Source organism: Candidatus Melainabacteria bacterium, assembly GCA_003963305.1.
Lineage (GTDB): Bacteria > Cyanobacteriota > Vampirovibrionia > Obscuribacterales > Obscuribacteraceae > PALSA-1081.
Genome location: RXJR01000032.1, coordinates 244,856 through 256,708, shown reverse-complemented (window position 1 = coordinate 256,708; position 11,853 = coordinate 244,856). Strand labels below are relative to the sequence as shown.

The following is an 11,853-nucleotide window of genomic DNA, read 5'->3' as shown; positions in this document are numbered from 1 at the left end:
TTTGTCATCAGGTTTAGAAACGAGCGTCGATAAGCACATTGGTTACATCAGGCTGAACCGCCCGGAACAGCATAATGCGATCAGTAAAGAGATGTGGCTGGCGATACCGCAGGCGATGGCGGCACTGCAGAACGCGGGTGCGCGTTGCATTATTATCCACGGCGAGGGAGATGACTTTTCGTCGGGAGCGAACACGGCAGAAGCCGCACAGCTGAAGACTTATGAAGAAGCCAGCGACCTCTGGCATGCGATTCGCGATTGTTTGCATGCTGTATGGAAATTCGATGTTCCCACAATAGCGATGATTCACGGGGTCTGTTTTGGCGGCGGCTGCTTGCTGGCGACAGCCTGTGATCTGCGTGTAGCCTCTGAAGAATCGATGTTTGCTGTTCCCGTCGCCTGGTTGGGTCTGACTCTCGATGATACGACGATGATGCGCCTGGTTACGCTTGTTGGTCCGGCAAATGCCAAAAAGCTTTTACTCACTGGTGATTCGATCAACAGTGCTGAAGCGCATCGTATCGGCTTGATAAACAATGTTGTGCCGCTGTCGAATCTGCGGTCGACTGCAGATGGCTTAGCCAAGCGGATCACTACGAACGTGCCGTTTTCTATTGCCTCGTGCAAGCAGGCTATTAATCGCATTATGTGCGAACAACCGCTCTGCCCGGAAGAAAACGACAGAGAAGTTGTCTCGGCTTTTATAAGCGAAACATTTCAAGACAAAGTGAAGCGTAAGCGCCCGACCTGATTATCGCCCGTCTGGATAAATCGTTCAAAATCGCTCCAACGCTTGCGTTTCATGTTTCGATGGGGTGAATGCAGTAACCTTAGAGTTCGAACCTGTGGAGGGGCTGTTCATGCCTGTGAAAACTAACGTCAAAATCTCGACTCTTGGTTATGTGATTGTTTACGTCAAAGACGCTCAAGCGTCCATCCCATTTTATAGAGATACACTGGGCATGACACTTAAACTGGATGATGGCGGTTGGGTCGAATTCGAGACCGGTGCCACCACATTTTGTCTCCACAGCGCCGGTGAACCTATTACTGCCAAGAGCGGTTACGGACAGCCCATGCCTGTTTTCAGTGTTGAAGACTTCCACGGCACCGTAGACGCTCTCAAAGCTGCCGGAGTCAAGCTGCTCAAGGGACCCGTGCAGGTCTGTGAGCCGGGACCGGACAAAGTCGGCATGTCCATTGAGTTTGCAGATCCTGACGGCAATATACTTTCCGTTTTCGGATTCGTCGCACCATAGTCGCTGTTTGGACGTGTGATGCGCTCAGGTTTCGTGCGCATTCAGAAATTCGCGTATATAAACGGTTCTCGCGGCAGTGAGAGCCGATACAGCAGGTAGTGGAAAAATATTCCGATAGCGATGCCCAGTAGCAGCGAGATACATCCATTCAAAATTCTGCTTTTCATGACCTGAGTTCGATTGAAGGGGAGTCCATTTAAAATCTGCGCAGGCTGTTGCTGCGCTGCATATCCGCAAGCTTGGAAGCCACTGCAGCACTGAGTTTCGCACCGCCCGAGGGCGATAAGTGACACCCGTCCAGGTAGTCATTCACTTGAAAGTCTTTGCCCGCGTAAATGGCGGAAACGCCGGCTGCCTCCCAAATTATTTTGCTCTTTTCCGAAACCTTGTCGGACCGAGACAATTCGTCCTCGGTTACGGTGCGCGACATGATCAGAGGATTTCTTCTGACGTCGATCATTAGGACCTGCGATCGAAGCTGATCAGGCACGCTGTTTGCTATGGATTGCTTGAACCAATCTAGAGTGCGTTTTGAAAACTGCCAGTTATTAGTCGTCTGGTTGAATTCAAATATGAATTTGAAGTTTCTGGTTATCTCGTGAAGTTCTTCGTCTCTGTTGAAAGCGTTAAAACGAGTTTCAATGGGAATCGGGGGTGGATCCTCATCTGGATATTCTTTTCTAGGTGCTAGAAATGTTGGAGCGGTAAATTCTGTCCAGACAGTGAAGAATGATTTGTAGGCGATTGTGGACCATAGATCCTGGAAATAAAAAATTGAGTCTAAAAATTCCTCCAGCTGACACTCTTCTCTTTCGGCTCTCTGACTAGATGTTTCAATCTTAATTCGTTCGTCGATTGCCTCGCTCAGGTGAGGGAAATAGGGAAGCAGCCCTTTGTAATAGGCGTCCCACCAGTAGGAATATCCGGCCCATGGAGTTTCGGGACCATTCGTGTACAACGGTTGTGTGACGGCAACATAATATAGATTTCTGTTTTTTGGGGCCAAACTCAGGAAAGCTACGTAAGGTCCGGTTAGAGCAGGCATTCCTGGTTGAGCTAGATTCAGAACTCTGTAGGTTGGTCCTAATCTCCCTTGCAGATCTACTGTCCAGAGATCTTTACCCTGTCCTCGGCCTTCGGCAATCGAGTTTCCACCTATGACGATCACTGTTTTGCCCTCAGCCAATCCTTCTTTTATCATTGCCACCATTTGTGATACCGTAGCGTAAAAGCAGGTTTCTGCACTCAATGCACGGTGAAAGCGCCGAAAGTTTTCGAATGGATTTCTGGCGGCGCAGTACCTGCCAGCCGCGCTGCATGCTACTAAGCCCGCAAAAATACCAACGAAGAAAACTTTTGGCATCAAAATTTTGCGGAGCGTCGTCCACATATTATTGAATCCACATATTATTGAACCGTTGCTCCGGAAAACAATAGTTTGCACATTTGAAAAGCCTGGGCAAGCGGATAAAAGAAGAGCAACCAGCCGAAACTTACATAGCCGAAAGTGGTAGCGCGTGCGGCAAACGGAATGCGGTCGAACATCCATCCGATGGTAGTTCCAATTTTGCCGAGTGAATCTCGGTAATTGGTCGCCACCGCCAAACCGAATCCATGGTACAGACCCCAACAGAGAAAGTTCCATGCGGCGCCGTGCCACATGCCGCACAGGGCAAAGGCGAAGATACCATTCCAGATTGTTCGTAGTGCTCCGCGTCTCGATCCGCCCAGTGGAATATAGATGTAGTCGCGCACCCATGAGCTCAGTGATATATGCCACCGATGCCAGAATTCTTGGATGTTGCGGGCTGTGTAGGGCCAGTTGAAATTCATCGGTAAATCGATGCCCATCATTCTGGCGATACCAATTGCGATATCGCTGTATCCGCTGAAATCGAAGTAGATTCTCAAGCTCAGTGCAAGCAGAAAGATCCAGCGCTCTGGCTGCGATATGGCGCTAAACTCCGGCGTTACGGCGTTTATAGACAGGGTCAAGTTGTCTGCCAGAACGATCTTTTTGAAAAATCCTGCTGCTACTTGCGCCAGACCTTGAGAAAAATCCAGAGCGCTTGTGTTTCTGGTGCCGGCTGTAAGCGAGGGCAGGAACTGTTCGTATCTTTTGATTGGTCCAGCAACAAGAGACGGGAAAAAGAGAGCAAAGTGAACGAAGTCGAGCGGCTTTTCAATGATTGGCTTGCCTTGTCGTCGTTCCCACAAGTAGTGCACAAACTCAAATACAAAAAAGCTAATTGCCAGAGGGGCTGTGGCAGGCAAGATATTGTCGAGCCATGCATCTAGTTGCTTTGCCTGAGCAGTGCCAATTGCACCAAGTAAGTCTCGACAGATGAAGTGAGAATACTTGTAGAATATCAGCGCCAGACAGCAGACGACTATTCCGAGGGTTTGTGCGCGCTTGTCCTGCGACCTGGCTAGAAAGTAAGTAGCCGCGCCGAGTCCGATTATTGGCATCACTCCAGCTGAACCGGCGAAGTGAGTATGAAAAATGATGCAAAAGGCAAGCAGCAAAATGACGCGGAGCTTTGGCTCTGATACCGCGTAGCAAATTAAGAAAATTGACAGCGCCGTAAGGAACCAATAGGTCGAGAAGATCATTGGATGAACTATTTTTTGCTGTTGCTTAGACACTTGGATTAGACATCGAGATCGGCATTGCTGTCAAATTAAGGACGTCGCTTTGTCGACTTTATTGGTGCGTTTTGTTTCTGTTGAGTTTAAGTGTCAGGTTCGGCTCCTGTATTACTCTGCTGATGTCGACTTTATTGATGCGTTGGCATTGTGTGGAAATGGTTGGTGCCATTTTTTGCAGAGAGCGGCGTCGTCAGGTTTGCCAAATTTTTTTGCTGAGCCAGGTCTGAAGATGTTCTGTATGGGCTATGATGAGCCCGCAGGCTAAGGACGAACGACTGTATGACATCTCTGGTGGACGCACGCCAAAACCTTCCCTTTTCAATCAAGCCGATTCCACGTGCCAAATTGGACGAGGCTGTAGATATTTGGGTCTTGTCATTTGGTGATTTGCGGCGGGCGTTCTGGCGAGACTATGCAGAGAGCGAACTGGATTCGGTATTGGGTGCCTATATCGGTGACGAGCTCGGCGCCGTCGTCGGCATGCACGATTTCGAGGTGCGCTTTTTCGGCAAATGGGTACCTTGTCTGGGCGTTGCCGGTGTAGCCAGCTCGCCCACTCGGAGAGGCAAGGGTCTGGTCAACGCACTTTTGACAGAGTGTTTGAAAAGCGCCCATCGCCGAAAAATTCCGCTCTCTATGCTGGGAGCGGCGCGTCCCTCCTTTTACGAGTCGATGGGCTGGGCCGTTTCCGACTGGCATTACACTATAGAGCTCAATTTGGACCATTTTGTCGGTCTCGCTGGCTTGGGCAGCGCCGACGCGTATACGATCGCGCCTTCCAACCGTCATGAGAAGGCGGCCGCTTTGCGAGAGCAATGGTTGACAGGCGGACATCTTGGCATTCGACGGTCGGAGAAGCGCTGGCAGCGGCTGGCAAGTATTTATGGTCCGGATTTTGTCTGGAAGTTACTGGTCCATCAAAACGGTTACATGATTCTAGATTTGAGCCGTTCGGTGCAGAAAGACAAGCTCGTCGTTGCTGAGTGGGTTTACCTCGACGATCAAGCATTCAAAGATGGTCTGGCTGTATTTGCAAATATGCGGCGGCAGTACAAGACCGTTGAGTGGTTGGATTCAACTCCTGAACGGTTGTTGAAATTAGGATTGATAGATCAAACCAATACGATTCGTTTGCACACGGGGCAATTGGCTCGTGTTGTCAATCTTGAGGCATTCGAAAAAGCTATCAACATGTCGTTGAAAGACGTGGGAATGCGCGACCCGCTCGGAGTGATGTGTCAGAACAACGAAGAAGGACTGACTCCGGGTCAGCTAGTTCAACTGGTGACAGGATTCTGGGACGAGCTTCCAACTGACTGGCCGATTGTAAAAGCCGGCGCACTTCCAAAAGCGTTTACTACCGAGAGATTTTAGATCACTGATTCGCCGTGAATTTCGCTTACAAGATCCCGCAGAATCGCCACGGTTTTCAAAAGTTTGTTTTGTTGCTGCTTGCAACAACATTGGCTTCGGTGCAAGTTCCTAATGGAGCGAGTGCTCTCCCGGGAAACTCCGGTAGCTCTCCGGCTGTCACTAATGCTGGAAAGCATGCCAAAGCGAAAATTGTTTCGTCAGCACGTCAAAAGCATCATTCAGCAATAGCGACTGAACCACTTGTGAGCTGCATCACCCCTGGTATCACAGCCAACAAGGTAGTCGAGATGACAAAGCCATTTAGAGTGCTTGATCAGTCAGCAGATGAGCCAGATCCGGGTTATACAGGAAAGGCAGAATTTGTAGATGCCCAGGCCCGGCAAATTTTGGTTGGCGGTAAACCAGCTATTGCCCTGCTCGCCACATACAATGCAACGGAAGAGAGTTCCCGCATTGGCGGGCAAGTCGTCGTCCTGGCATTTTTTCGTACAGTCTCCGGCAAGCCAATCTTAATGGATGCAGTAGATGTGGCAACCGACCGGTTTTGCGGGTTTACCGATAATCCAGTCTTGCGTTATAAGAGTGACAACGACGCTCTCGTTATTGAAAACAGTCATTTCAATTCCAGCGAAAACTATTGCGCCCTTACTCCTGTCGCGCTCGTTAAGAATCGGCTGGTGGAGTTGGTCAAAGATGTGCCGACTCTGTACAACGCTAAATCGGCTGGGGCTTCAATGGTCGAAGAGGCAAAGTTCGTTTTAGGAAAGCAACGCTCTAGCAGCTCCAGCGCCTTGATACCGCTATCAATGTCAATCAAAGTAATTTGCAAGACTTACGATCAAGATAATGGAGAAAAAGTTCTGTCAAGCAAGCAGAAAACATTTTTAATTCCCTTTCGGATGCATAGCAACACTTATTCAGTGAATCTCAAAAGTAAGCAACTGACCGCCCTGCAGGATTTCGTCAAAAAGAATGGATTCGACACGCCCTAATCTTAAACGCGCTTGTGCCGCGATCACTGCCATTCTGGTGGTTTTGCTGCAGGTGCCCGTGTGGGCTGAGAATTCTGAAATACCAGTTAGTACGGATTTCTATGCAGGCGCCCGGTTACAGTCTGGTAGCAGCGCTGGTAGTGTCGGCGAAAAGTCCGGTGGCAGCACTGGTAGCAGTGTCGGTGAAAAGTCTGATGGCAGCACTGGTAGCAGTGTCGGTGAAAAGTCTGGTGGCAGTTCTGATAGCAGTGCAGGTGAAAAGTTCGGTGTCAGTGCTGATAGCGCTGCCGGTGAAAGGGCCGGTAGCAGTGCCGATAGAAGTGCCTTTGCCGGCTCTGGCACCACTGAAAGTGTCGTTGCTATCGCTGCTGTACCGCCAATCACACAAGCCAGCGAAATTAATCGCATAACTGCACGAGCGGTTGATAAACAGTTGGAACTCCTGCAAATGTCGACCAACCTCAAACTGCAGACTGCTCCTCTTAACCAATGGCGGGAACGGCGCTGGTTTTCGTATGCTTTTTCAAATCAAGTTTTGACCGCGATTGGATCTTATATCAATGGTTGCACACGTCTTCAGTACCGCAATAACACTGCCAAAGCTCCAAAAAATCTCTTCGTTAACTCATCGTGGCTCCGGGTTATCGCTTATGCAATTATCCTGGCGGGTTGTGCGGGGGAAGCCGCGAATGACTTGCGCATTCAATGGCACGAAAAGAAAATCGGACTCGATGTGAAGTCATATTTGAGTCATGCTCGGGAGAGTCTGGCAGCGATTGATGAATTGATTCGACAGCGAGCCAAACTGGTAGAGGCTGAGCCGGATCCGGAAGTGAAGCAAGCTCTTATGAAAGAGACGCAGATTTTGCAGCAGATTCGCAATTGTTGTGCTGACGATCTGGAGGAAGCTTACATTCGCGCTCGTTCGGTCCGTGCAGCTCGCTTCTTTCAGTACGAGTACGTGGGCGCCAGCAATATCCTCGGCGGTGCTGGTACTCTATCGAACACAATCGTGACTATACAAGATAAAATTCCAAAATACCTCTGGCCGGGCGGTGTGGGTGACAGCGTAACCGGACCAATGAATGCGGTCGCTCCTGAGTTGATTCGCCGCGCTGGTCTGCATGCCGCGCGGAAAGCGGGGCATCCACTTACTTCCGAAATTTCTTTTGATGCAAGAGATGCTATCGTCAATAAGTTTGATTCGGATCTGCAGAACTTTTGCAATTTGCCTGCGTGTCAGAAAAATCTCGAAATCGCTCATCACGTTTCAACCTACGAAGTTCAGGGAAAGGTTCTGGCTCAACACTTTTCCATGCGTCCTCAGGTTCCCAAAGGTACTGTCGGTCGCGTTGTCGGTGATTTTGGCGCTTTTGCCGGTGGTATCACTAAATGTGCAAACGGAATTGAAACTCTGGTTGGCGCTTATCAGTATCCTAAGAAAGTCGAGAAGCGGTTCGAAACTTTCGGCGGTGGTGGTATCGCATATGGTGTTGGTATGACTATCGCGGCGGAAGAAACCTTGCGTCGGGAGGTTATCTCGGAAGTTAGATGGCATAAGCTTCCAAAACATAAACGGCTACGAAGTGTTTTACAAGAACAGATGGCGGTTCTAAATAAAGCTCGAGACGGACTGCAGCCCGAGGCGGGGCTTTAGTTGATTACGGAGCGAAGTCGCTTTTTCTGAGTTGAACGTGCGCTGGTATCGGTTTCGAGGGCGTTGCTCCCAGTACGCTTGCAAGCGAAACTTCCGCATCGTCATAGGCATCTAATTCATTCATCGAACGCATAGCCACTTGCTTCTGTTCGATCTTTGCACCGGCTGGAATGTAGGTGAGCGTATACACGACATTCTTCTGTTTTTGACTGGGGTCGACAGATCCTGGTGTGATTTCGCGTCGGGTCGATTCTTCGTTGCCGATCGTGTTTGTTACGCTCATGGTTATTATCACAGCCAAACCGATGATGATTAGCAGCATTAGTGTTGGTGGCATTTTTGCTAGGCTCAGAAACAAAGCTCTAAGCGGATTCATAACTTCTATTCTCCAATTTTTTTTCTTCTTCTTCTTCTTGGCATCCCTATGATGCGACTATAGATCAGCCGGACGAACGATCGCTTATAGCTAATCAATTAGTAAGAATTTGGCTGAAAATAGGTTGCTGTTGTTGCTAAAAGTGACTGTAGCGAATGGCGGGCAAATTCGCCTTCAGTTGTTCCAATTGCTCTGCTCTCTTGCCGATTTCATCTTCGATTTCCTGTGCCCGAGCATCAGCGATGGCTGCTTCTTTTTTGTCTCCAAGCTTCTTCAAAATGTGAGCTCTGAAGCGCAAAATGCTTGAAACTTCCAGGTGCATATCGCCGAAAATCTTTTGAAGCAGTTCGATGCTGTTTCGGTAATAGTAGTCGGCCTGTTCGAGTCTGTCGTTTTCTTCCAGCTCGATGCCGCGCCGTATCATATCCCTGGCGTTGCGATGAATATCAGCTTTCTGCATCAGTACGAAGAATGAACTGGACATACCATCGACAAAGCTGCTGTTTTCGTTTTCCTGTGCATCCAATTGCTCTACAAGTTCCGCAGCCTCCGAGAGTGCCTGAATCGCGGCTTGATGATCGAACTGGTCTGTGTAAAAGTTGGCCATATTCATTTTGAACATCGCCACTTTCAGTGGATCGACTTTGTTTTTTTCGAAAATTCTCGACGCTTCTCTGAATAAGTCATCCGCTTCTTCTTCCAGACCCATTTGCGCAGCCACAAGCGCCAGCGAGCTGAGACTGTCTGCAATGTACTGATGGTCAGCAGGAAACATGGCTGTGGCTATGCGAAGGGCGCTGTTTAAATTTTGAAATGCAGTGATTATCGACTCTGAATCTTTATTCAGTGCAAGCGTAAGACCGCTTTCCATAAGATTTTGCCATGCGTCGACAATGGAGTTTGGTTCAGTGCCGAAGTATTGTTGCGTTCTTGGTCTGGCTCGATGATTTTCCTGGGCTTTTAGCAGCAAGTCGCGGAAACTCTCATTGGTTTGAGCGTTTTCTCTTTTCGAAGCTGCATTAAAGAGTTGCTCGAGTTCATTTGTTGCATCAAAGGAGTATTCGAAATTTGTTGTTTTGGCGGTTTGCAAAACTGCAATGGCTTTGTGGAAGTGGTCTCGAGCATTAGACGATTCACCGTTGGCTGAATCCATCTGTGCCAGTGAAAGATGATCGACGGCTAGTCTGAGAGTATCGTTTTCTTCCGCCCTGTCGGCATTTGTAGACAGTTCAAGAAAGTTTTTGGCTTTCTCGTGATCGCCAAGTTTGTAATAGGTCTGCCCCAGAAAGCTGAACGTTTGCTGCAATCGTTCGTCGTGCGGGCTGAACTCGGCTTGAGCCGTTGCCAGTGCGCTTTTAAAAGCACATTCTGCTGTTGCATAATCAGCTCTAGCTAATGCCAGAGTGCCACGATTGATGCTCTCTTCCCAGGTCATGCGAGTTTCCGCTGAAGGGTCCAGTAGTATTTATGTACCCACTTAGCGTTAGATTCAGTTGTGGTCGCGTGTCTTGACTACCCGCCCCAGGATTAGTTTTGCTGCGTCAAAATTGGCGGTTGTTGCTCTTCGTCGATAGTCTGTTGTTGTTCCGGGGCGTCCCAGAACTGATGAGTAAAAATCAGACCTAAAATTTCAGGAGCTCGATAAGTGCCGGCGGGCAGTTTGATGTTGTGTGTGAAAGCGCTGCCCAGCACACCGATGTGATGGTAGTCGAAAATAGGTTGCTTGAATAGTGGAACAGGCAGCAGAGGTAATGCTGTGGCTTTTAGCTCGACTTGTTGCTCAGAATCTGCGGCGACGTTGTCCGTTACCTGTCCTGCAAGACCGGGCGGAAGGTACTGACCCTGCGGGACCATGCTCAGCAGGTTACGGTTGATTCTGTCGGGATTTTGTTCAGTAGAGTCTTGCGAGTTCCCACTCTGCTGGGAGAAGTTTTGCTGATTCTGATTTTGCGAGGCGAGGTTTTGTTGGTCTGGAGGCGTCTGGCTGGATTGCTGTAATAACAGGTTCTGTGGGTCATTGTCGCCATACGGTGTTCCATCAGGTAACAGATTTGCAAATGGCTGTACATTGCCGCCTGTGTAGTTAAAGTTGCTGTAGTTGTCGACGAAATTCGTCGCATTGGTGTTGTCGAACGCACCCGTCATCAGTGATGACTGCGGACCCCATGTACCCAGGAAATTATTGGGATTAAGGGCTGTATTGTATTGATTGGAACCGCCAAACCCGATCAGCGAAAGCAAGCGAAAAAGTAGAGATGCAATTGCTCTTGTGGGCAGATATCCATAGCCACCATATGTGGAGCCATAGCCACCAAAATAGCCGTAGTTGTAATTGAGTCGTGGAGGCTGGCTGTAGAAATATTTTGTGATTGAAAGTGAGCGAATTGGCAGTGGCTGTGTAATCGGAGGCGGAGCCATGTTGATAATAAAGTTCGATGGTGGGGGCGTCATCGACAATGGATACATATTCACGTCATACAGATTTTGATGATGGTGATGCGCATACGCAACCGCATTTGGTGAACCGTCGCCAAACGCATCAGGATTGTAAGTGTTGTGATGATGACCCCAGAAGTTTCCGCCCTGGTGATAGTTGTTTCCAGAACCTCCGGCATTGCCTGGGTCGCTGCCGGGCAGTGCGATCACGGGTGTACTGTTGTGGTGATGACCCCAGAATAGAAAGCCTCCATGATGCGGTGAAGCGGTATCGTTATTGATACCAGTCTGTGAATTGATATCAGTGGAGTGGTGGTGATGGCCGAAATTGAAACCCGAGCCGGACTCGTTGTGAAAGGATGAATTCGCATCAAGGTTCTGCTGATTTGGCGTGCGCGAATGGCGTGAGCCGAAACCGAAACTGCCAGAGCTGCTTGAAGGGCTGGCAAAAGAGTTGGAATGGAAGGACGGCATCGCATGAAAGGATGGACTGGAATGGAATGAAGAACTGGAGTGGAATGACGGAGTCGAGTGGAACGATGGCGCTGAATGGAATGACGAAAATGAATGAAATGACGGTGCGGAGTGGAATGACGGTGCCGCATGGAAAGACGACATATGCATGCCCCCACCTCCACCGCCATGTCCGTGTGCTGAAGCCCCGACTCCGCCCGAACAAGCCAACGTTGCGGCAAGCAAAACTGCGCTGATCTTTTTCATAGTAAGGGAGCCTCTTGCTGGCTGGTTATGACTCGAGAATGACCGAAGTTCGTGGATAACTCATGAAGTCAAGCGGTGGAGGGAATGAAAAAAGCCAAAGCACCTGAGTACTTCGGCTTTTCATACATTTATGGACCTTTGTTGCTGGCTCAGACGGCTACGACGCGAATGATTTCCGGCATTGCTTCTTTCAAAGCGCGCTCGACGCCCATTTTCAGGGTCATCGTGGAACTCGGGCACATGCCGCATGCGCCGACAAGGTGAACATAGACTTCATTGTCTTTGACATCCACTAATTCAATGTTGCCGCCGTCCATCATCAGCATTGGACGCAACTTGTCCAGGACTGCTTCAACTTGTTCATGCATGGTGAAAACCTCTTCTTCTAAA

Annotated in this window: 11 protein-coding genes; 5 read left to right on the top strand and 6 right to left on the bottom strand. The window is 49.2% G+C overall.

The features are described from left to right. Window position 1 precedes the first annotated feature (1 nt). Together EKK48_28950 and EKK48_28945 are read left to right on the top strand one after the other, a co-directional pair. The gene (locus EKK48_28950) at window positions 2–751 is read left to right on the top strand and encodes an enoyl-CoA hydratase/isomerase family protein (protein RTL35710.1); all 750 of its coding nucleotides are present in this window, start codon (window positions 2–4) and stop codon (window positions 749–751) included. Between the two features lie 109 nt (window positions 752–860). Then, complete coding sequence (locus EKK48_28945; GenBank protein ID RTL35709.1) at window positions 861–1,259, top strand: hypothetical protein; 399 nt, start codon at window positions 861–863, stop codon at window positions 1,257–1,259. Window positions 1,260–1,455: 196 nt separating this feature from the next. Here the strand turns inward: EKK48_28945 and EKK48_28940 are convergent, their stop codons facing one another. Then, window positions 1,456–2,469, bottom strand: a complete 1,014-nt coding sequence (locus EKK48_28940) for a hypothetical protein (GenBank protein ID RTL35708.1) — start codon at window positions 2,467–2,469, stop codon at window positions 1,456–1,458. A gap of 197 nt (window positions 2,470–2,666) precedes the next feature. Further along, window positions 2,667–3,905 (bottom strand): MBOAT family protein, encoded by a 1,239-nt coding sequence (locus EKK48_28935; protein RTL35707.1) that lies wholly within the window; start codon window positions 3,903–3,905, stop codon window positions 2,667–2,669. A 282-nt stretch (window positions 3,906–4,187) separates the two neighbouring features. Here EKK48_28935 and EKK48_28930 point away from each other — a divergent pair, with 282 nt between their 5' ends. The 3 genes from EKK48_28930 to EKK48_28920 all read left to right on the top strand — a co-directional run bounded on the left by EKK48_28930 (window position 4,188) and on the right by EKK48_28920 (window position 7,931). Further along, window positions 4,188–5,282 carry a GNAT family N-acetyltransferase gene (locus EKK48_28930; protein RTL35706.1) on the top strand — a complete coding sequence of 365 codons (1,095 nt, stop codon included), beginning with the start codon at window positions 4,188–4,190 and terminating at the stop codon, window positions 5,280–5,282. Between the two features lie 287 nt (window positions 5,283–5,569). Next, on the top strand, window positions 5,570–6,274 hold the full coding sequence (locus EKK48_28925; GenBank protein RTL35705.1) for a hypothetical protein: 705 nt from the start codon (window positions 5,570–5,572) through the stop codon (window positions 6,272–6,274). Beyond that, window positions 6,255–7,931 carry a hypothetical protein gene (locus EKK48_28920; protein ID RTL35704.1) on the top strand — a complete coding sequence of 559 codons (1,677 nt, stop codon included), beginning with the start codon at window positions 6,255–6,257 and terminating at the stop codon, window positions 7,929–7,931. Before EKK48_28925 ends, EKK48_28920 begins: the two co-directional genes overlap by 20 nt. Window positions 7,932–7,935: 4 nt before the next feature. Here EKK48_28920 and EKK48_28915 read toward each other — a convergent pair whose 3' ends face one another. The 4 genes from EKK48_28915 to EKK48_28900 form a co-directional block, all read right to left on the bottom strand. Further along, window positions 7,936–8,307 (bottom strand): hypothetical protein, encoded by a 372-nt coding sequence (locus EKK48_28915; GenBank protein RTL35703.1) that lies wholly within the window; start codon window positions 8,305–8,307, stop codon window positions 7,936–7,938. Between the two features lie 136 nt (window positions 8,308–8,443). Further along, window positions 8,444–9,742 (bottom strand): tetratricopeptide repeat protein, encoded by a 1,299-nt coding sequence (locus EKK48_28910; GenBank protein RTL35702.1) that lies wholly within the window; start codon window positions 9,740–9,742, stop codon window positions 8,444–8,446. A 92-nt stretch (window positions 9,743–9,834) separates the two neighbouring features. Then, a complete protein-coding gene (locus tag EKK48_28905; protein ID RTL35701.1) occupies window positions 9,835–11,463 on the bottom strand; it encodes a hypothetical protein in 1,629 nt (542 codons plus the stop codon). 149 nt (window positions 11,464–11,612) lie between these two features. Then, window positions 11,613–11,831: a NifU family protein gene (locus EKK48_28900; protein ID RTL35700.1), complete on the bottom strand. Its 219-nt coding sequence runs from the start codon at window positions 11,829–11,831 to the stop codon at window positions 11,613–11,615. Window positions 11,832–11,853 lie beyond the last annotated feature (22 nt).